Source organism: Salinispora cortesiana (genome assembly GCF_000484695.1).
Classification (GTDB): domain Bacteria; phylum Actinomycetota; class Actinomycetes; order Mycobacteriales; family Micromonosporaceae; genus Micromonospora; species Micromonospora cortesiana.
Window position 1 is genome coordinate 103,886 of sequence record NZ_AXVR01000001.1, and the last position, 20,303, is coordinate 124,188.

A 20,303-nucleotide genomic window follows, 5' to 3' on the forward strand; every position below is an offset into this window, starting at 1 on the left:
GGCGTACTGCTCCTCAGTGCGGTGGCGGGGCGGCGTCGGTGGCCTGGTCGGGCCGGCCCGGTCAACGGCCGCCGCTGGCGGCGGCCCGGCGCCGGGACAGCGCGTCCACACTGGCGGCGAGGAGTAGGACCACGCCGGTTACCACGTACTTGACCCCTGAGCTGTAGCCCATCAGACCCATCCCATTGTCGATCACCGCGACGACCGCACCGCCGAGCACCGCGTCGAGGACCCGGCCCTTGCCGCCGAAGAGGCTGGTGCCACCGATCACCGCCGCACCGACGGCGTAGAGCAGTACGTTACTGCCACCGGTGTTCGGGTCGACCGAGTTGGCCCGGCTGGCGGCGACGATGCCGCCGATCGCGGCCATCGCGGAGCAGATGACGAAGACGGAGATGCGGATCCGGTCGACGTTGATGCCGGCCCGGCGGGCCGCTTCCTTGTTGCCACCGACCGCGTAGATGTGCCGGCCGTAGCTGGTGCGCTGCAGTACGAAGGTCCCGGTGATCAGCAGTACCGCGATCAGCGGCACCACGATCGGTACCCCCTTGAGTGAATTGATCAGGACGTTGAAGCTGCGTTCCTGGTTGAGGAGGTAGACCGTCGCGCCGAGTACGGTGGCCAGTCCGACGACCCGGGCGAGGACCACGGTGAGCGGGTCGGTGACCAGGCCCCGGGCCGCGCGGGTGCGGTACCGCATCGCCTGGACCGCGGCGTAGCCAGCGACGGCGAGCCCGGCCAGGGCCCAGCCGAGAGCCGGTGGCAGGTTGCGGTTCGCGATCGCCACCAGCACCGGGTCGCGGACCGAGATGTTCCTGCCCTCCTCCATCAGCAGCAGCACGATGCCTTGGAAGGCGAGGAAACCGGCGAGGGTGACCACGAAGGATGGAATGCCGATCTTGGCGACCAGCATCCCGAGCATGCTGCCGATCAACACTCCGGTGAGGACAGCGGCGAGCACCGCGACGTACCACGGGTAACCCAGGACGGTGACCACGTTGGCTAGCACCGCGGCACAGACTCCGCTGGCGAAGCCGGCGGAGAGATCGATCTCGCCGAGCAGCAGGACGAAGACCAGCCCCATGGCGATTAGCGTGACCGCTGCCCCCTGGGTGAACAGGTTGGCGAAGTTGGCGGCGGTGAGGAATGACGGCCGCATGATCGAGAAGACGGTGCAGAGCACGATCAGGCCGAGGACGGCGGGCAGGGCACCGATGTCCCCGCCGCGCACCCGGCTGAGGTAGCCGCGCACGTGGCTGGTGAGGGTGGGCACGGCGACGGGGGTGGCCACGGATTCCTGGTCGGGGAGGGCGGTGCTGGTCATCGGGCGGCTCCCGGGGCGGCGGCGGGCTCCCCGCCGGTGTCGTTCGATCCGTTGCCCGCGCTGAGCCCGAGCGCACCGGAGCGGCCGGCGGTGATCAGCTCAACGATCTGGGCGTGGGTGATGTCGGTGGTCTTCACCTGGGCGACCATCTGGCCCAGGTAGAGCGCGGCGATCCGGTCGGAGACGGCGAAGACATCGTTCATGTTGTGGGAGATGAGCACGACCGCGAGGCCGTTGTCGGCCAGCCGGCGAACCAGTTCGAGCACCTGTGCGGTCTGCGCGACCCCGAGCGCGGCGGTCGGCTCGTCCAGGATGACGACCTTGCTGTTCCAAAGCACCGCCTTGGCGATCGCCACGGTCTGCCGTTGGCCTCCGGAGAGGCTGGAAACCTGCTGGCGGAGCGACTTGACGGTGCGGACGGAGAGCCCGGCGAGCGTGTCCGCGGCCATCTGCTCCATGGTTGGCTCGTCGAGTACCAGGCCGTGCCGCTTTTCCCGGCCGAGGAACATGTTCTGCACGATGTCGAGGTTGTCGCAGAGCGCGAGGTCCTGGTAGACGACCTCGATGCCGAGTGCGGCGGCGTCGCGGGGGTTGTGGATGCTCGCCGGGCGTCCGTTGAAGAGGAACTCGCCGGCGTCGGTCGGGTAGATGCCGCTGATGCACTTGACCAGGGTGGACTTGCCGGCGCCGTTGTCGCCGACCAGTGCGGTCACCTGCCCGGGGAAGGCGGAGAAAGCGACATCACGCAGGACCTGGACGGGACCGAAGCTCTTGTCGATCCCGCGCAACTCCAGCAGGGGGGTCGCGGACACGGGGACTCCTTAACACACGTGAGGGGAGATCGTCGTACCACCGGATCCGGCGACACGTCGCCCGGCACGGGGTGGCCCGTGCCGGGCGACGTCGCCACGGCGGAGGTCAGCTGATGCCGGCGCTCGCGCAGAGTTCGGCGTACGCCTCGGTGCAGACCTCGTCCTTGGTCACGAAGCCGTCGGCGATGACGTCCTTGACGTTCTCCTTGTAGATCGCCTGGGGGGTGAGCAGCACGGCGGGCACATCCCGGCCGCTCTCCGGGTCCTTGACGGTCTGGCCGGTCTCCTTCCGCTCCCCCTTGGCCAGCGAGATGGCCAGTTCGGCGGCGGCGGCCGCCTCTTGCTTGATCGCCTTGTAGACCGTCATGCACTGGTCGCCGGCGAGGATGTTCTGTAGGCCCTGCGGGGTGGCGTCCTGGCCGGTGACCGGGACCTTGCCGTTGAGCTTGTTCTTCTTCAGCACCGAGATGGCGGCGTTGCCGAGCCCGTCGTTCGCTGCGAGCACCCCGTCGATCTTGCCGCCGGACTTGGTGAGCTGCTGCTCGAAGATGGTGGCGGCCTGCGCGTTATCCCAGTCCGGTACGGAGTCGTCCGCAACCTGCTGGTACTCCCCGGCGTCGAACTTCGGCTTGAGGACCGAGTCGTAGCCGTTCTTGAACAGGGTGGCGTTGTTGTCGGTCGGCGCGCCGTTCAGGTACACGATCGACGGGTTCTGCACGCCGCCGTCGGTGAGGCACTTGACGAGGCCCTCGCCCTGGAGCTTGCCGACGGCCTCGTTGTCGAAGCTGACGTAGTACTCCGCCGAACCGCCGAGGGTCAGGCGGTCGTAGTCGATGGTGGCGACCCCCTGCGACTTGGCCTTGTCGAGAACGGCCTTACCGGTGCCGGAGTCCAGGTTGACGATCATCAGGGCGGTGACCCCCTGGGTGATCATCTGGTCGGCGATGGTCTGGAACTGGGTCTTGTCACCCTGCGCGTTCTGGATGTCGGCCTCGACGCCGGCCTCCTTGAAGGCCTCCTCAAGAAACTTGCGGTCCGCGCCCTCCCAGCGGGCGGAGGACTTGCTGTCCGGGAGGATCACGCCGACCTTGGGGGTCTTGCCGGCCGACTCCTCGTCGGCGGAGTTGTCGCCACAGGCCGCCATGCTGCCGGTGGCCAGGAGGCCGGCGGCGGCAGCGGCGAGGAAGCCCTTGCGCATCTGCAGGGTCCTTTCCAGATGGGGGATTGGGGGATGGTTTGTTGTGCCCGGCAACGTATTCCGCGATCCCCGAACGGCACAAGAGTGGCGAGGTCATGAGTTTGTTGCCGGCAGTAACAATTCGGCAACGTCGTGGTCTTCGGGTTCTGGCGGGCCCGGTCCGCCGCGTCCTTGCCCGGTGCTGGCATCGCACGTGGCCACCGTCCACTGTCAGCCGCACTGGTCCCGCCGGGGCGGATTCAGCTCCGTGGAGCGCGACCGGCCTGCTGGTCGCTGCTCGACCTGCTGCCACCCCGCCGGTTGGCTCCGGTCACTCCGGGTGCTCGCGCCCCAGAATCGCCTCGACGCCGGCGGTGTAGACCTCGGCCGGCACCGCCTCGGGGTCCAGTAGACGTTGGAGGCCTACTCCGATGTCGAGCGCCAGGAGCAGGGTGGCCAGCTGGTCGGCGGGGAGGGGGAGGTCGGCGCCGGTCAGGGTGGCGGCGTCCTGGGCGTTGGCTTGGCGGGCGGTCCGGAACCACTGGGCCAGGAGCGCCCGCGCGGGTTCGTTGCGCATGCCGTGGAGCCAGAACTCGATGAGCGCCAGCGCGAAGCGGCGCGACTCGTCCCTGTCCACATTGGACTCGTAGCTGTCGCCGAGGCGCGCCGCCCAGGTGGCCAGGGACTGAATCGGGAGCGGTTCTTCGTGGCTGCCGACCCTGCGCTCCAGGATCGCCGCGATGAGGTCGTTCTTGCTGCTGAAGTTCGCGTAGATGGCGCCCTTGGTGAGGCCGACGGAGGCGGCGATCTCATCCAGTGAGGTCTGGTGAATTCCGCGGTCGCCGAATCGGGCCTCCGCGGCGTCCAGTAGGCGGGCCCGAGTGAGCTCCTGTCGCTGCGCACGGGTGAGTCGCTCCGCCATGGGTACCGAACCTACCCCATTGACATACGACCGAGTACTTGCATACCGTTCGGTATCCAGATACTAGCTGGTATTCGAAGTCCTCATGCTGTACATCGACAACCTGACCAAGGTCTATCGCCGTGGGATGCGCGCCAACGACGGCATCAGCCTGGCGGTAGCCGGCGGCGAACTCCTCGGCCTGCTCGGACACAACGGCGCCGGCAAGACCACCCTGCTGAACCAGGTCGTCGGCCTGGCCCGCCCAACCGGCGGCACGATCACCCTGCTCGGCCGAGACCCGGTCGCCGAACCCGCCTGGGCGCGTTCGGTCTGTTCGTTCCAGCCACAGGCCCACGCCCCGCTCACCGGTGTCACCGTCCGGCAGACGATCGAGAGCATCGGCAGAATTCGCGGCGGTCACCGCCGGGCGGTGCGGCGCCGCACGGCCGAACTGCTCGCCGCACTGGACATCGAGCAGTGGGCGGACCAGCCCGGCGAACGCCTCTCCGGCGGAGCGCGCCGGCTCACCGCGTTCTGCATGGCGGTCGTCGAGCCGGGCCGGCTGATCATGCTGGACGAGCCCACCAACGACGTGGACCCGGCCCGCCGGCGCCTGCTCTGGGCACAGGTTCGGCAGCTGGCCGCGGCGGGGCACGGAGTCGTCCTGGTCACCCACAACATCGCCGAGGCCGAACGGGTGATCGACACGGTGGTGGTCCTCCACCACGGCCGGGTCGCCGCCACCGGCCCGCCGGCCGCGCTGGCTCCCGACCGGCAGTTGCGCCTAGAAGTGCGCGTGACCGCGGCACCGGCGGTGCCGGCTTGGGCGCTGCGCAGCAGCCGGGCGGGCGACCGGCTCACCATTACCCTCGCCGCGGAGCACGCGCAGCCCGCGCTGGCCTGGGCGGCGTCGGTGACCAGCCGCTTCTCGCTCAACCCCGTCGGCCTCGAGGAGTTCTACCTCACCCTGACCGCAAACCCGGAGGCCAATCCCGATGCAGCACTGGATTTCGTAGCTGTCTGCTCCTGCTGCGCTGGTCGGCGATCCGGCTGCGCTACTGGCTCTCGCTGGTGCTGGTCGTCCAGATCTTCCTCTCGGCGGGGATCGTCCTCGGGTTCGCGTTCCTGTTGCCGCAGATCGACTCGGCCACCGCGCGCTACCTCGCCACCGGGGCGCCGACCCTGGGCCTGATCACGATCGGCATGGTGATGGCACCGCAACTGGTCGCCACCGCGAAGACCGAGGGCACCTTCACCTACAACCAGACGCTGCCCGTACCGCGGACCGCGGTTGTTGTCTCGGAGGTCACCATCTGGTTGTTCGTCGCGGCGCCGGGGCTACTCCTCGGGCTGCTGGTCGCGGTGCTGCGTTTCGATCTCGCCCTTCGGGTGAGCTGGCTGGCCGTGCCCGCGATGGTCCTGGTCGCGCTCACCGCGACCACTGTCGGCCTCGCGATCGCCTACGCGGCCCCGCCACCGGTGACGAACATGGTCACCCAGCTCATCGTCTTCATCGCGTTGATGTTCTCGCCGATCAACTTTCCCGTCGACCGGCTCCCGGAGTGGCTCCAGACGGTCCAGCAGGTGCTGCCGTTCCAGCACCTGGCGCAGGTGGTCCGCGACTCCCTCACCGCCGGCCCGGGGGGCATCTCGGCCGCGCCGTACGCGGTCCTGGTCGCCTGGTGCGCCATCGGCTTCGCCAGCACCCTGCGCATCATGACCCGACGCGACTGAGCCGATCCGCCGCCGACCTGGCCCGGGCCGGGACGGCAGATCAGCACCGTGCGGGCGCCGTCCACCCGGGTCAGCACGAGGCTGGCCGGCTGGTCGCCGGTCAACCGCAGCGACACTTCGAACAGCTCGTGCCCGGCTCCGGAGCGGGGGATGGCTCAGGGAGCCCGCGCGACATGTGCGGGCTCCCGTGTTCATAGGTCAGCCGAGAAAGGCCGTCAGATGCTGGACGACGGCCGCTGGTTGTTCGTCGATGAAGTAGTGGCCGGTGTCCTCGATCTGCGCCAGCTGGAGGTTGGTCGCCTGCTGGCTGAGGGTCGCGGCAAAGCTGGGGTAGAACCCCGGGGAGGCCAGGCCCAGGGTCGGCGTGGCGATCTGCCCGTACGTGTCGTTGTCGATGATGTCCTGGCCGAACGTCTTGTACCAGCCGTTGCCGCCCCGGATCGCGTCCGGCGTTGCGTACGCATGGGCGAAGATGGCGCGGTCGAATTCACTGATCGTATCCTGGTTCACCAGGAGACTGTCGAACATCCAGTCGATGAGGAAGCGAGAGCGGCCGGTGACGAGGCGTTCGGGCAGACCGTTCACCTGGTTAAAGGCCCACCACCACGGGTGGAACCCGGCGCCTGGTGCGGGCAGCATGCGGGCCTCGTAGTATCCGCTGTTCGGGTGGGTGACATCCAGCATCACGAGCTTGTCCACGGCCTGGGGCGTGTTCACCGCGAGGCTGAAGGCGACCATGGCCCCGATGTCGTGCCCAGCGACATGCGCCTTGGTGTATCCGAGTGCGGTAATCAAACCCGCGATGTCGGCCGCCATCGTCTTCTTGTCATAACCGGACTCGGGCTTGCTGGAATCGCCGCCGCCACGCAGATCCACGGCGATAACACGATATTTTGCGGCGAGATCGGGCATAACCGCGCGATATTCCCACCATGTCTGCGGCCAGCCGTGCAGCAGAATCAGGGGTGCTCCGCTGCCGCCAGCGACGTAGTGCAGGCGTACGCCGTTGGTCTGCACATAATTGCTGGTGAACGATCCTGGAAGACTGGCCGCGAGGTGGCTCGACGATGGCTTTCTACGAGCGTCCACCTCCGACGGTGCAGCTTGCGCGCCGGTGCCGAGGGCCACTGCGGCCGCCGATCCGGCGCCGATTCCGAGCAGCTTCCTTCTATTCAAAAAGGACAGTTCCATACGTGAATCTTACTTGCGTCGTGCTGTCGGTGTGAACTTCTGGTCCGCTCCGGGTTCCCGGGCCGCCATGGGGGCATCATTCTGGTTCATTTCTGGCCTGACTGAGCCAATTCGCCGCCGACCTAGCCGGGGCCGGGACGGCAGATCAGCACCGTGGGGGCGCCGGCTACCCGGGTCAGCACGAGGCTGGCCGGCTGGTCGCCGGTCAACCGCAGATCGCGGCGGAGCTTCTCCGGCTCGAGGGCCGAGCCCCGCTTGCGGATCTCCACCCGGCCGACCTGCCGCTCCCGCAGTAGGGCGCGAAGCCGCTTCAGCGAGAACGGCAGCACGTCGGTGATCTCCAGGCAGCGGGCGAAGGGGGTCGGCGTGGGAGTGTCGGCGTACAGGTAGGCGATCGTCAGGTCGGCGAGCGTGGCGTCGAGGGCGCCGGCCAACTCGGCGACGAGGTGCGCGCGGACCACCGCCGGGTCCGGGTCGTAGAGGTAGCGGCGGACCGGCCCGACCGGCGCTTCGGCGACGCGGGAGCTGGTCAGCTCGTGCACCCTCGTGCGCTGTGTGGCGGGTCCGACCCGGTCGGCGGTGTCGGTCGGCGGTTCCTCCCGCAGCACGGTCGCCCGGCGGGCCACGGTCGCGAACTCGCCGCACCACAGGGCCGCCTCGACCAGGTCGCCGTTGACGCTGACCCACTCCGCCTCCGCGCCGGGTGGGATCAAGGCGTGGTCCAGGCCGGGTGCCACCTTGACGACTGTCCGCGGCACCCGTTCGGTCAGCGAGAGCACGAAGTCCCACGGCGGGGAGTAGGCGTTCGGGTCGAAGATCCGTCGACCGGAGGCCCGGCGGGCGGGGTCACAGAAGACCCCGTCAACCTGGCTGAGATCGAAGGTGGTCGCGTCCCGGTGTTCGACGGTGAGGCGTTCGGCGAGTCCGGTCGCCTCGGCGTTCGCGGTGGCGGTCGCGGCGGTGAGTGGGTCGGCCTCCACCCCGTACACCCGGATCCCGGCCCGGGCGGCGGCGAGCGCGTCGGCACCGATTCCGCAGCCGAGGTCGGCCAGGGCGCGGACGCCACTGGTAAGCACCCGTTCGGCGCGGCGCCGCGCCACCGCCTGGCGGGTGGCCTGTTCCAGGCCGGCCCGGGTGAAGAACATGTCGGCCGCTACCGGACCGAACTTGGCCACCGCGCGTCGGCGCAGCTCGGCCTGGGTCAGCGCCGCCGCGGCCAGGTCGGCTGGGAGTCCGGCGGAGCGGAGCGCCGCCGCCGCCGCCAGCGGGTCACCCCCGGCCACCTCGGTCGCCGCCGCGAGCGCCGCCGCCCCGGTGGGGGTACGGAGCTGCGCCAGCTGTCCCAGGTCCACCCCGCCATTCTTCCGGCTGGTCCGCGGGGTCCGGAGTCGGGGTGCTGCCGGGCGCGTGCCGGCCCACCTCACTCGTATGCGCGACGCGTTGGGCGGTTCGTTGGCACTCTCCTTGACGGAGTGCTAGCCGAGGAATAACCTGCGATTAGCACTCTCGACCTGAGGGTGCCAACCTCCGGGCCCTGGTGCCCGGCAGGTTAACGCCAGGCGGACCGGCACCCGCGACGACGGCCCCGCCCGGTGGCATGTGGCAGATTGAGCTGGCCGGTTTGCCGGTCGGTAACGAAACCAAGTACCCCAGGAGGGTATGCCCGTGACTACCGCGACCAAGGTTGCGATCAAGCCGCTTGAGGACCGCATCGTGGTCCAGGCGAATGAGGCTGAGACCACCACGGCGTCGGGCATCGTGATTCCCGACACCGCCAAGGAGAAGCCGCAGGAGGGCACTGTCCTCGCTGTCGGCCCGGGCCGGATCGACGACAAGGGCAACCGCGTGCCGATCGACGTCAAGGTCGGCGACACCGTCCTCTACTCGAAGTACGGCGGCACCGAGGTCAAGTACGCCGGCGAGGAGTACCTGGTGCTCTCCGCCCGCGACGTCCTCGCGGTCATCGAGAAGTAGGTAACCGAGCAGTGTCGTCGCCCCGGTCCGGCTCGCCGGGCCGGGGCGACGACGCTTCGAAGGGACATTCATGGCGAAGATCCTGAGTTTCTCGGATGACGCTCGGCACCAGCTGGAGCACGGTGTCAACGCCCTCGCGGATGCGGTCAAGGTCACCCTCGGCCCCCGCGGGCGCAACGTCGTCCTGGACAAGAAGTTTGGCGCACCCACGATCACCAACGACGGCGTGACGATCGCCAAGGAGATCGAGCTCACCGACCCGCACGAGAACCTCGGCGCGCAGCTGGTCAAGGAGGTGGCGACCAAGACCAACGACGTCGCCGGCGACGGGACCACCACCGCCACCGTGCTGGCCCAGGCGCTGGTCCGGGAGGGCCTGCGCAACGTGGCGGCCGGCGCCAACCCGACCGGCCTCAAGCGGGGCATCGACGCGGCGGCCACCAAGGTCTCCGAGACGCTGCTCGGCAAGGCCGTCGAGGTGTCGGACAAGGCGGCGATCGCGCACGTCGCGACCGTCTCCGCGCAGGACTCCATGATCGGTGAGCTCATCGCCGAGGCGATGGAGCGGGTCGGCCGCGACGGTGTCATCACCGTCGAGGAGGGCTCCACCCTCGCCACCGAGCTGGACGTGACCGAGGGGCTCCAGTTCGACAAGGGCTTCATCTCGCCCAACTTCGTCACTGACGCGGAGGGGCAGGAGTCGGTCCTGGAGGACCCGTACATCCTCATCACCACGCAGAAGATCTCGGCGATCGAGGAGCTGCTGCCGCTGCTGGAGAAGGTTCTCCAGGACAGCAAGCCGCTGCTCATCATCGCCGAGGATGTCGAGGGCCAGGCGCTGTCCACGCTGGTGGTCAACGCGCTCCGCAAGACCATGAAGGTCTGCGCGGTGAAGGCTCCCGGCTTCGGTGACCGCCGCAAGGCGATGCTGCAGGACATGGCGATCCTGACCGGTGCCGAGCTGGTCGCCCCGGAGCTGGGCTACAAGCTTGACCAGGTCGGGCTGGAGGTGCTCGGCACGGCCCGCCGGGTGGTGGTCGACAAGGAGAACACCACCGTCGTTGACGGCGGCGGCAAGGCCGCCGACGCCGCGGACCGGGTCGCCCAGATCCGCAAGGAGATCGAGGCTTCGGACTCCGAGTGGGACCGGGAGAAGCTCGCCGAGCGGCTGGCCAAGCTCTCCGGTGGCGTCGCCGTGATCCGGGCGGGCGCGGCGACCGAGGTTGAGATGAAGGAGCGCAAGCACCGCATCGAGGACGCCATCGCCGCCACCAAGGCCGCGGTCGAGGAGGGCACGGTGCCCGGCGGCGGTGCCGCCCTGGCCCAGGTCCTGCCGGCGCTCGACGATGACCTCGGCCTCACCGGGGACGAGAAGGTCGGCGTCTCGATCGTGCGCAAGGCGCTGGTCGAGCCGCTGCGCTGGATCGCCCAGAACGCTGGCCACGACGGCTACGTGGTGGTGCAGAAGGTCGTCGACAAGGACTGGGGCCACGGCCTTGACGCGGCTACGGGCGAGTACGTCGACCTGGCCAAGGCCGGCATTCTCGACCCGGTGAAGGTGACCCGTAACGCGGTCGCCAACGCGGCGTCGATCGCGGGCCTGCTGCTCACCACCGAGAGCCTCGTGGTGGACAAGCCGCAGGAGCCGGAGCCGGCCGCAGGTGGCCACGGCCACGGTCACCAGCACGGCCCGGGTTTCTGACCCACGCCGGACGCTCGGTCGGGGCGCGTCGTCCACAGTGACCGCGCGCCCCGACGCGTCTTCCGGACTGCTTACGGAACGCTGACGTGACTACCGGTGCGGACCGAGATCGGAAACACTGGTCCGCGTGACCAGTACGACCCGTCGCCACGCCGCTTTGGCCGGGGTGATCGCCGCTGCGGTGGCGATCGGCTCGGCGGAGCTGGTCGCGGTAGTGACCGGCCCCCGTTCCGCCCCCCTGGTAGCCGTCGGCGGGCTGGTGGTCGACACCGTGCCGGAGCCACTCAAACAGTTCGGCATCGCGCTCTTCGGCAGCTACGACAAGGTCGCTCTGCTGGTGGGGACGGCCCTGCTGCTGGCCGGCTTCGCTGCGCTGCTCGGCGTGCTGTCCCGGCGACACCTGGCGTACGGGCTGGCCGGTGTCACGGCGTTCACGGCGCTGGGGGCGTTCGCAGCCCTGACCCGGGCCGGTGCGGATCTCGCCGACGCCCTGCCGGCGCTGGCTGGGGGCAGCCTCGGTGCGTTGGTGCTCTGGGCGTTCATCCAGGGCCCGTTGGAGTTGGATCCCTGGCCCTGGTCCGCCCCCACCCCACCGGCCGACTCCGGTGTGCCGGTGGCGGCGTTGGCTGACCGGGAGCAGGCCGCGGGGCCGAGCCCGGAGTCCCGGCGGCGGTTCCTCACGACGAGTGGGCTGCTGCTCGGTGCGGCGGGGGCGGCCGGTGTCGGCGGCCGATGGTTGAGTGGCCGGCGGGGAGTGTCGGCGGCCCGCGCAGCGGTCGTGCTGCCGGCCCCGGCGTCGCCGGCCTCCGCGGTGCCGGCGGGCGCCGACCTGAACCTGGCCCAGCTCGCCCCCTACGTCACGCCCAGATCCAGCTTCTACCGGATCGACACCGCCCTGGTGGTGCCGCAGGTGGATCCGGCCACCTGGCAACTGCGCATCCACGGCCGGGTCCGCAACCCGATCACCCTCAGCTTCGCCGACCTGCTGGCCCGGCCGCTGGTCGAGCGGTATGTCACGTTGGCCTGTGTGTCGAACGAGGTCGGCGGTGACCTGATCGGCAACGCCCGCTGGCTGGGGGTGCCGCTGCGGGATCTGTTGGCCGAGGCGGATCCGCTGGCGGGCGCGGACCAGGTGGTTGGGCGGTCGGTTGACGGCTGGACCTGCGGCACCCCCACGGCGGTGCTGCGGGACGGCCGGGATGCGCTGCTGGCGGTCGGTATGAACGGTGAGCCGCTGCCGGTCGAGCACGGCTTCCCGGTCCGGATGGTGGTGCCGGGCCTGTACGGCTACGTGTCGGCCTGTAAGTGGGTCACCGAGCTGGAGTTGACCAGCTTCGTGGACTTCGACGCGTACTGGGTGCCGCGCGGCTGGTCGGCGCAGGGCCCGGTGAAGACCCAGTCGCGGATCGACACGCCTCGTCGGCGGAGTCAGCTGGTGGCGGGGGAGGTGGTTGTCGCCGGTGTCGCCTGGGCACAGCACCGGGGCATTCAGCGGGTGGAGGTCCGGGTGGACGAGGGGCCCTGGCGCGAGGCCGACCTCGCGCCGACGGTCTCGGTGGATACCTGGGTGCAGTGGTCGTGGCGGTGGGACGCGACACCGGGGGAGCACACGCTTCAGGTTCGGGCCACCGACGTGACCGGCGAGGCGCAGACCGGCCAGAGCACGCCGGTGGCTCCGGACGGCGCGACCGGTTGGCACACGGTGCGCGTCACGGTTGGCTGATCTGCGGCGCGACGTGCGCCAACTCCGTCGCCGGCGGTGACGTGCGCCAACTCGGTCGCCGGGCGGCGGGACGTACACCCCAGGACCGGGAACCTCGGACAACTCGCGGCAATTGCCCCAACTGTCGGAAAAGTTCGAAGGATTGGCGGGAACCCCCTCCCGACCGGACTCCGTCATGGTCTGCTCGTTGACGGAGAGGAGACCACTGTGCGAACGGTTCTCGTGTGCGTTCGGACGCCCTTGGCGGCGCAACACCTGACCTCCGCCGCGGCGCGGCTGGGGCTATCCGGGGCGGTGCGGACTGCCGTCTCCGACCCTGAGGTGATGCTGCGGCTCGCTGAACGCCCCGCCGACGTGGTGCTTGTTGATACGGCGCTGACCCGGCCAGACAGCGCGGGGTTCGTTCGCCGGGTCCTGGCCCGGGCACCGCAGGCGGCGGTGGTGCTGCTGGGAGCCGAGGAGTCCGAGTCGGCGGCAGCGACGATCAGCGCGGGTGCCCGGGGGCTGATTCAGGGCGCCGACCACGACCTCACCAGCTCGGTGGCGAAGGCGCTGCTGCTGCTCTCCGCCCCCGGGCGGGCCAACCGCCACCGGGTCGACCCGGCGCGGGACGCAGCCTCGGTGGGCGGGTCGGTCCGCGCTGCTCCCGGCGGCCGGGCTTCCGCCGACCCGCCGTCGGGTTGGCCGGCCGGGGCCGCCGAGGGGGCCGGTGGCGCGCCCACGGTCGTACCGGTGCAGCGCGGCGACGACCCGGCCGACCCGGCGGGTGAGCCCGCCGCGGTGCCCGCCGGCAGCCCAGCTCGGGAGTCTCGGCCAGCGGTCGGGCTGACCGAGCGGGAGCTACAGGTGCTCCTGGGCATGGCCGAGGGCAAGAGTAACGCCGAGATCGGCCGGGAGCTGTTCGTCTCCGAGGACACGGTGAAGACCCACGCCCGACGACTCTTCCGCAAGCTCGGCGCCCGGGACCGTGCCCACGCCGTCGCCGCCGGCTTCCGCGCCGGGCTGGTCGCCTGAGGCGTCGCTGAAGGGTCGGTTGATCAGCCCGGGATCCTGGTGTCGGTCCGCCCCAGACCCCGGTGTCGGTCCGCCCCAGACCCCGGTGTCGGTCCGCCCGGGAGCCCGGTCGAGCGCCAGGATCAGCGGTTGGAGTTTGGCTCCTCGTCGCTGCCCTCGCTCAGGGTGTCGTGCACCCCGTCGGCGTACCCGCGGGCGTAGTCCCAGGTCACGTAGTGATCCGGATCGGGGTCGTAGGCCGGCTCGTGCACCCGGGGATGCCCGGAGCTGAGTAGGTGACGCAGGTTGCCGCGAAGTAGATCCCAGCCGAAGTAGTGCGGCTCCCGGCAGTCCTCGCACTTGATCACCAGACCGCGCACCCCGATCGGCGCCAGCAAAGCCTGGTAGATCTCCAGGTCGGCGAGGTCCTCCAGCACCTCCTGCCGCTCGGCGTCGCTCAGGGGGTCGAGCTCAGCGTCGCCGGAATCGGGTTGGCCCGCCGTCGAGTCGGCCGGGTCTCCGTTGAAGGGATCGATGGGCTCGTCGTGCACCCCCTCACCGTAGCCCCAACGCTCGGTCGCCGTCCGCCCTGGGCCGGCGTGACCTGCCTGCCCTGGGCGTACGTGACCTGCCCGCCGGCAGCAGAGGCGCGGCCAGTCGATGGGTACGATGGGGCGAAGCGCCGCTACCCGGTTTCTGCCGGTGCCCGCCCGCGCCACCTCGCTGAAGCCCGTTCGAGCAGCTCAGGGGAGCAATCGTGGAAAATTCGCCCAGCACAGTTCAACCGACCGACGCCGAAAGCGGTGAGCTGGGCGGTCACCTGCCGGAGCTGCCCGCCGGCTCGGCGCGGGTGGTTCCACTCGGTCTGACCTTTGACGATGTGTTGCTCCAGCCGGGCGAGTCGGATGTCGTGCCGAGCCGGGTGAACACCCGCACGAAGCTCACCCGCACCGTCGAGTTGAACATTCCACTGCTGTCCAGCGCGATGGACACGGTGACGGAGGGCCGGATGGCGATCGCCATGGCCCGCCAGGGCGGGATCGGTGTGCTGCACCGCAATCTCTCCGTGGAGGACCAGGCGCTCCAGGTCGACCTGGTGAAGCGCTCCGAGTCGGGCATGATCACCAACCCGGTGACCGCCGGCCCGAACGACACCCTCCAGGACGTGGACACGCTCTGTGGGCAGTACCGGATCTCCGGTGTGCCGGTGGTCGACGGCGACGGGCAACTGGTCGGCATCGTCACTAACCGCGACATGCGCTTCGTCTCCGACCCAGCCACGCCGGTCCGCGAGATCATGACCCGGACCCCGCTGGTCACCGCCCCGGTCGGCGTCAGCAAGGAGGATGCGCTCGGCCTGCTGCGGCAGCACAAGGTCGAGAAGCTGCCGATCGTCGACGGCACCGGCACACTGCGGGGCCTGATCACCGTCAAGGACTTCACCAAGAGCGAGCAGTACCCGAACGCCACCAAGGACTCCGCCGGTCGGCTTCGCGTCGCCGCCGCCGTCGGCGTGGGCGAGGACGCGTACAAGCGGGCCCGCGCCCTGGTGGACGCCGGCGTGGACGTGCTGATCGTGGACACCGCGCACGGCCACCAGCGGGCCGTGCTGGAGATGGTCGCCCGGATCAAGAAGGATGCCCGCGTCGATGTCGTCGGCGGTAACGTCGCCACCTACGCGGGGGCGAAGGCGCTCGTCGAGGCCGGTGTGGACGGGGTCAAGGTGGGGGTCGGTCCGGGGGCGATCTGCACGACGCGGATCGTGGCCGGCGTCGGCGTGCCGCAGGTGACCGCGATCATGGAGGCGGCTCGGGCGGCCCGACCGGCCGGCGTTCCGGTCATCGGTGACGGCGGCATCCAGTACTCCGGTGACATCGCCAAGGCGCTCGTGGCCGGTGCCGACACGGTGATGCTGGGCGGCCTGCTCGCCGGCTGCGCGGAGAGCCCCGGTGAGCTGATCTTCATCAACGGCAAGCAGTACAAGGCCTACCGGGGGATGGGCTCGCTGGGCGCGATGCAATCCCGGGGCCAGGTCCGGTCGTACTCGAAGGACCGCTACTTCCAGCAGGATGTCACCAGCGACGAGAAGCTTGTCCCCGAGGGCGTCGAGGGTCAGGTGCCGTACCGTGGCCCGCTCGCCCAGGTCGCCCATCAGCTGGTCGGCGGGTTGCGCCTGGCGATGGGGTACGCCGGCGCGGAGAGCGTCTCCGAGCTGCACCGGCGCGGACAGCTCATTCGGATCACCGCGGCCGGGCTCAAGGAGAGCCACCCGCACGACATCCAGATGGTCGCTGAGGCACCCAACTACCAAACCCGCTGACCCATCACCCCTACCGTCTGGAGTCCCCATGCGAGACGTGGTCGAGATCGGGCTGGGCAAGACCGCGCAGCGCGGCTACCACCTGGACGACATCGCGATCGTGCCGAGCCGCCGTACCCGAGACGTCGACGACGTGTCGACGGCCTGGCAGCTCGACGCGTACCCGTTCGGCATCCCCTGCGTCGGTCACCCCTCCGACGCGACGATGAGCCCGGCCTCGGCGGTGCGGCTCGGCCAGCTCGGCGGCCTCGGTGTGCTCAACGTGGAGGGTCTCTGGACCCGGTACGAGAACCCGGCGAAGGTGCTGGAGGAGCTGGCCAGCCTGGGCGAGGACGCCACCGGCCCGTCGCCTCGCCCCACCCGCGCCGGGGCGACCGGGCTGCAGCACACCCGGCGGCTGCAGGAGGTGTACGCCGAGCCGATCCGCGCGGACCTGATCGCCGAGCGGGTTCGTGAGCTGCGGGCCGGCGGCCAGACGGTGGCGGTGCGGGTCTCGCCGCAGCACACCCTGGCGCTCGCCCCGGTGATCCTCGATGCCGGGGTGGACATCCTGGTGATCCAGGGCACCATCGTCTCCGCCGAGCACGTCTCCACCACCGACGAGCCGCTGAACCTCAAGGAGTTCATCGCCGACCTCGATCTGCCGGTGGTCGTCGGCGGCTGCACCGACTACAAGACCGCCCTGCACCTGATGCGCACCGGCGCCGCCGGGGTGATCGTGGGGATCGGCGGTGACGACTGGTCCACCACCGAGTCGGTGCTCGGCATCCGGGTGCCGATGGCCACCGCGATCGCCGACGCCGCGGCGGCGCGCCGGGACTACCTGGACGAGACCGGCGGCCGCTACGTCCACCTGATCGCCGACGGCGACATTCGGACGTCCGGTGACATCGCCAAGGCGCTTGGCTGCGGCGCCGACGCGGTGATGTTGGGGGAGCCGCTCTCGCTCTGCCCGGAAGCACCGGCCGGCGGCGCCTGGTGGCACTCGGCCGCCAGCCACCCGTCGCTGCCCCGGGGCGCCTTCGAGGTCGCCGGCGAGCCGGTCGGCTCGATGGAACGGCTGCTGTACGGCCCGGCCGACGAGCCGGATGGCCAGCTCAACCTCTTCGGCGGGCTGCGCCGGGCGATGGCCAAGTGTGGCTACCGGGACCTCAAGGAGTTCCAGAAGGTCGGCCTGGTCCTGGATCGTTAAGCGGAGCGGAGGGGCGTCATCGCGCCGGTCGGGTGGTTAGGCTCGACCGGTGCGGTCCACCTCTGCCCGGGTTCGACCCGGCCTCGCCGCCGTCGTCGTGGCGGCGACCCTGCTCGGGGGCTGCTCTTCGGCGAATCCGGGCGGCGACTTCCGCGCGGGCGCTGCCGACCTGGGTGACCCGTACGTGCCGGGTGCGGGCAACGGCGGATACGACGTGGAGCACTATCGGCTCGCCGTCGACTACGACCCGGCCAGCGACCGGCTCCGGGGGCAGGCGACGGTCACCGCCGTCGCCACCCAGCCGCTGTCCCGGTTCAACCTGGACCTGCAGGGTCTGGAGGTCACGGCGGTCGGGGTGGATGGTGACCGGGCCCAGCACCGTCGCGACGGCGACGAACTGGTGGTGACGCCAGCGCGGGGGTTGACCCAGGGCAGCCGTTTCACCGTCACGGTCGAGTATGCCGGCAGCCCCGGCACCCGGCCGAACGGTCCGCTGGGCGGCGGCGGTTTCCTGCACACCGAGGACGGGGCGATCGCGCTCGGCCAGCCCTACTCGGCCGCCGCCTGGTTTCCGGTGAACGACCATCCGAGCGACAAGGCGACGTACGACATCGAGGTCACCGTCCCGGACGGGCTCGCCGCGCTCAGCAACGGGGTGCCCGGGGAACAGCGCAGCGCCGGCGGCCGAACCACCTGGCGCTGGGCGCAGCGGGCCCCGATGGCGAGCTATCTGACCACCCTGGTGATCGGCGCCTACCGGGTGGAGACCGGCACCCACGCCGGGAAGCCGATCGTCACCGCCGTGCCGGAGCAGCTCCCGGAGACCAGCCCGGAGGCCGTCTCGCTGGCCCGTACCGGCGAGATCGCCGACTTCCTGGCCGACCGCTTCGGGCCGTACCCGTTCGACTCCTACGGCGGGGTGGTGGTGACCGACCCGCGGGTGGGGTACGCGTTGGAGACGCAGTCCCGTCCCGTGTACGGCCCCGCCTTCTTCCGCAGCGGGCAACCCAACTTCGGGGTGGTGGTCCACGAACTGGCGCACCAGTGGTTCGGCGACAGCGTGGCGGTGACCCAGTGGCGGGATATCTGGCTGAACGAGGGCTTCGCCACCTACGCCGAGTGGCTCTGGGAGGAACACCAGGGGGGACGGTCGGTGCAGCGCACCTTCGAGGACCGGTACGCGGCGACGGACTGGTCGCTGCCGGCCCTGGATCCGGGGCCGGAGCAGATGTTTGGCACCGGCGTCTACCAGCGCGGGGCGCTAACCGTGCACGCGCTGCGGCGGACGGTCGGCGACGATGCCTTCTTCGCCATCCTGCAGGCCTGGACGGCCGAGTGGCGCGACCGCAACGGCACCACCGATGACTTCATCGAACTGGCCGAGCGGGTCGCTGGGGAGCAGCTCGACGGTCTCTTCGACGCCTGGCTTTCCGGCGCCACCCGGCCCGCTGTCCCCGAACCGGGCTGAGTTGCCTCTGGCGCGAATGCTACCGGTCGGTAATGATGCATCTATGCGGTATGACGTGGTCGTCATCGGGTCCGGATTCGGCGGTGGCGTCGCGGCGCTGCGACTGGCCGAGAAGGGCTACCGGGTCGGGGTGCTGGAGGCGGGCCGACGCTTCGCCGACGGCGACTTCCCGCGGACGTCCTGGCAGCTGCGCCGCTTCGTCTGGGCGCCGCGCCTGGGCTGCTACGGCCTGCAGCGGATCACTCTGCTGGGGGCGGGCCAGCGCCGGGCAGGTGGCGTGCTGGTGCTCTCCGGTGCCGGGGTGGGCGGCGGTTCCCTGGTCTACGCGAACACCCTGTACGAGCCGCTGGACGCCTTCTTTGAGGATCCGCAGTGGCGGGACATCACCGACTGGCGGGAGGAGTTGACCCGCCACTTCGACCAGGCGAAGCGGATGCTCGGCGTCACCACGTACCCGGAAACCACCGGGGCGGACCGGGCGATGCGGGCGGTAGCGGAGCGGATGGGGGTCGGGCACACCTTCCAGGCCACCCCGGTCGGAGTGCACCTCGGCCGGCCGGGGCAGCGGGTGCCCGATCCCTACTTCGGCGGGGCGGGGCCGGAGCGAACCGGCTGCACGCACTGCGGCGCCTGCATGACGGGGTGTCGGCTCGGTGCGAAGAACACGTTGGCCAAGAACTATCTGTGGCTGGCCGAGCGGCTCGGTGCACAGGTACATCCGTTGACGACCGTGACCGCTGTCGCGCCGGTCGAGGGGGGCGGGTACGCGGTGCACACCCGGCGTACCGGCTCCTGGCTGCGGGGGCGCTCGCAGGTGATCCACGCCGACCAGGTGGTCTTCGCCGCCGGTGCGTTGGGTACCCAGCGTCTGCTGCATGGGATGAAGGTGGCTGGGGCGCTGCCGCGGCTCTCGTCCCGGCTCGGAGCGTTGACCCGAACCAATTCGGAGGCGATTCTCGGCGCGTCGGTGCCCCGGCGGTCGGCGCGGGCCGCGGGGGTCGACTTCACCGAAGGGGTGGCGATCACGAGCTCGTTCCACCCCGATTCGCAGACCCACATCGAGCCGGTCCGCTACGGCCGGGGCTCGAACGCGATGGGGCTGTTCCAGTCCCTGTTGGTGGACGGCGGCCCGCGCCGGGTGCGTCGCTGGCTGGGTGCCCTCGTGCGGCAGCCCCGTGCTGCGGCGGGGATGCTGTCGGTCCGCAACTGGTCCGAGCGTACGGTGATCGCCCTGGTCATGCAGTCGGCGGATAATTCGTTGACCACCCGGCTACGCCGTGGGCTCGGCGGTCGTCGACTCGTCTGCGAACCGGGTCACGGAGCGCCGAACCCGACCTGGATCCCGGCCGGTAACCGGGCGGTTCGGCTCTTGGCCGAGGAGATCAACGGAGTGCCGGGTGGTTCCCTCACCGAACCGTTCAACGTCCCGGTGACCGCGCACTTTTTGGGCGGCGCGGTGATCGGCGCCACCGAGGAGGACGGTGTGGTGGACCCGTGGCAACGGGTGTACGGGCACCCCGGGCTGCACGTCGTTGACGGCGCGGCGGTCTCGGCCAATCTCGGGGTGAACCCGAGCCTGACCATCACCGCCCAGGCCGAGCGGGCCATGTCGTTCTGGCCGAACCAGGGGGACCCGGATCCCCGCCCTCCGCTCGGCTCCCGATACGTCCGGTTGGCCCCGGTGGCCCCGCGCCATCCGGCGGTGCCAGCTGACGCCCCTGGTGCGCTGCGGTAGCGCCGGCGGAGACCGCGGCGCGGCACGGTCGGCGGGGCCGCTTCGCCGACTCGG

The 20,303-nt window shown here is 70.4% G+C and carries 15 protein-coding genes and 2 pseudogenes; 10 read left to right on the plus strand and 7 right to left on the minus strand.

The features are described from left to right. Positions 1-61: 61 nt before the first annotated feature. The 4 genes from K228_RS0100575 to K228_RS0100590 all read right to left on the minus strand — a co-directional run bounded on the left by K228_RS0100575 (position 62) and on the right by K228_RS0100590 (position 4,235). Positions 62-1,324, minus strand: a complete 1,263-nt coding sequence (locus tag K228_RS0100575; protein ID WP_025616650.1) for a sugar ABC transporter permease — start codon at positions 1,322-1,324, stop codon at positions 62-64. Beyond that, complete coding sequence (locus K228_RS0100580; protein WP_025616651.1) at positions 1,321-2,136, minus strand: ATP-binding cassette domain-containing protein; 816 nt, start codon at positions 2,134-2,136, stop codon at positions 1,321-1,323. The genes K228_RS0100575 and K228_RS0100580 overlap by 4 nt, the downstream gene beginning before the upstream one ends. 106 nt (positions 2,137-2,242) lie before the next feature. Further along, positions 2,243-3,334 carry a sugar ABC transporter substrate-binding protein gene (locus K228_RS0100585; protein ID WP_025616652.1) on the minus strand — a complete coding sequence of 364 codons (1,092 nt, stop codon included), beginning with the start codon at positions 3,332-3,334 and terminating at the stop codon, positions 2,243-2,245. Positions 3,335-3,644: 310 nt separating this feature from the next. Next, a complete protein-coding gene (locus K228_RS0100590) occupies positions 3,645-4,235 on the minus strand; it encodes a TetR/AcrR family transcriptional regulator (protein WP_025616653.1) in 591 nt (196 codons plus the stop codon). A gap of 85 nt (positions 4,236-4,320) precedes the next feature. On the opposite strand from K228_RS0100590, the pseudogene K228_RS0100595 reads away from it, so the two are divergent. Then, positions 4,321-5,223: pseudogene (locus K228_RS0100595) on the plus strand (ABC transporter ATP-binding protein); the annotation flags it as partial. Further along, positions 5,213-5,951: pseudogene (locus K228_RS0100600) on the plus strand (ABC transporter permease). The pseudogenes K228_RS0100595 and K228_RS0100600, both read left to right, overlap by 11 nt. Before the next feature lie 198 nt (positions 5,952-6,149). Here the strand turns inward: K228_RS0100600 and K228_RS0100605 are convergent. Together K228_RS0100605 and K228_RS0100610 are read right to left on the minus strand one after the other, a co-directional pair. Further along, positions 6,150-7,142: an alpha/beta fold hydrolase gene (locus K228_RS0100605; RefSeq protein ID WP_245603382.1), complete on the minus strand. Its 993-nt coding sequence runs from the start codon at positions 7,140-7,142 to the stop codon at positions 6,150-6,152. 122 nt (positions 7,143-7,264) lie between these two features. Continuing rightward, a complete protein-coding gene (locus K228_RS0100610) occupies positions 7,265-8,494 on the minus strand; it encodes a class I SAM-dependent methyltransferase (protein WP_025616655.1) in 1,230 nt (409 codons plus the stop codon). Between the two features lie 307 nt (positions 8,495-8,801). Between K228_RS0100610 and groES the strand changes: the two genes are divergently transcribed. The 4 genes from groES (at position 8,802) to K228_RS0100630 (ending at position 13,555) form a co-directional block, all read left to right on the plus strand. Then, positions 8,802-9,116 carry a co-chaperone GroES gene (gene groES / locus K228_RS0100615; RefSeq protein ID WP_018222648.1) on the plus strand — a complete coding sequence of 105 codons (315 nt, stop codon included), beginning with the start codon at positions 8,802-8,804 and terminating at the stop codon, positions 9,114-9,116. 70 nt (positions 9,117-9,186) lie between these two features. Continuing rightward, positions 9,187-10,818 carry a chaperonin GroEL gene (groL, locus tag K228_RS0100620; protein ID WP_025616656.1) on the plus strand — a complete coding sequence of 544 codons (1,632 nt, stop codon included), beginning with the start codon at positions 9,187-9,189 and terminating at the stop codon, positions 10,816-10,818. A gap of 127 nt (positions 10,819-10,945) precedes the next feature. Beyond that, the gene (locus K228_RS0100625; RefSeq protein ID WP_025616657.1) at positions 10,946-12,541 is read left to right on the plus strand and encodes a molybdopterin-dependent oxidoreductase; all 1,596 of its coding nucleotides are present in this window, start codon (positions 10,946-10,948) and stop codon (positions 12,539-12,541) included. Positions 12,542-12,748: 207 nt separating this feature from the next. Continuing rightward, a complete protein-coding gene (locus K228_RS0100630; protein WP_025616658.1) occupies positions 12,749-13,555 on the plus strand; it encodes a response regulator transcription factor in 807 nt (268 codons plus the stop codon). 122 nt (positions 13,556-13,677) lie between these two features. Here the strand turns inward: K228_RS0100630 and K228_RS0100635 are convergent, their stop codons facing one another. Then, complete coding sequence (locus K228_RS0100635; RefSeq protein WP_025616659.1) at positions 13,678-14,085, minus strand: DUF5319 domain-containing protein; 408 nt, start codon at positions 14,083-14,085, stop codon at positions 13,678-13,680. 206 nt (positions 14,086-14,291) lie between these two features. Here K228_RS0100635 and guaB point away from each other — a divergent pair, with 206 nt between their 5' ends. Genes guaB through K228_RS0100655 form a run of 4 tightly spaced genes read left to right on the plus strand, consistent with a single transcriptional unit; the run spans position 14,292 to position 20,249 of the window. Continuing rightward, the gene (gene guaB, locus K228_RS0100640; protein ID WP_025616660.1) at positions 14,292-15,854 is read left to right on the plus strand and encodes an IMP dehydrogenase; all 1,563 of its coding nucleotides are present in this window, start codon (positions 14,292-14,294) and stop codon (positions 15,852-15,854) included. Between the two features lie 28 nt (positions 15,855-15,882). Then, complete coding sequence (locus K228_RS0100645) at positions 15,883-17,046, plus strand: GuaB3 family IMP dehydrogenase-related protein (RefSeq protein ID WP_025616661.1); 1,164 nt, start codon at positions 15,883-15,885, stop codon at positions 17,044-17,046. A 49-nt stretch (positions 17,047-17,095) separates the two neighbouring features. Next, positions 17,096-18,514 carry a M1 family metallopeptidase gene (locus tag K228_RS0100650; RefSeq protein ID WP_025616662.1) on the plus strand — a complete coding sequence of 473 codons (1,419 nt, stop codon included), beginning with the start codon at positions 17,096-17,098 and terminating at the stop codon, positions 18,512-18,514. Positions 18,515-18,557: 43 nt separating this feature from the next. Next, on the plus strand, positions 18,558-20,249 hold the full coding sequence (locus tag K228_RS0100655) for an FAD-dependent oxidoreductase (protein WP_025616663.1): 1,692 nt from the start codon (positions 18,558-18,560) through the stop codon (positions 20,247-20,249). Positions 20,250-20,303: the final 54 nt, after the last annotated feature.

What these genes read in the sequence shown, in the direction of transcription:
- K228_RS0100585 (WP_025616652.1), bottom strand. Translation starts at nt 3,334, where the DNA reads ATGCGCAAGGGCTTCCTCGCCGCTGCCGCCGCCGGCCTCCTGGCCACC.
- groES (WP_018222648.1), top strand. Translation starts at nt 8,802, where the DNA reads ATGCCCGTGACTACCGCGACCAAGGTTGCGATCAAGCCGCTTGAGGAC.
- K228_RS0100645 (WP_025616661.1), top strand. Translation starts at nt 15,883, where the DNA reads ATGCGAGACGTGGTCGAGATCGGGCTGGGCAAGACCGCGCAGCGCGGC.
- K228_RS0100575 (WP_025616650.1), bottom strand. Translation starts at nt 1,324, where the DNA reads ATGACCAGCACCGCCCTCCCCGACCAGGAATCCGTGGCCACCCCCGTC.
- groL (WP_025616656.1), top strand. Translation starts at nt 9,187, where the DNA reads ATGGCGAAGATCCTGAGTTTCTCGGATGACGCTCGGCACCAGCTGGAG.
- K228_RS0100590 (WP_025616653.1), bottom strand. Translation starts at nt 4,235, where the DNA reads ATGGCGGAGCGACTCACCCGTGCGCAGCGACAGGAGCTCACTCGGGCC.
- K228_RS0100605 (WP_245603382.1), bottom strand. Translation starts at nt 7,142, where the DNA reads ATGGAACTGTCCTTTTTGAATAGAAGGAAGCTGCTCGGAATCGGCGCC.
- K228_RS0100655 (WP_025616663.1), top strand. Translation starts at nt 18,558, where the DNA reads ATGCGGTATGACGTGGTCGTCATCGGGTCCGGATTCGGCGGTGGCGTC.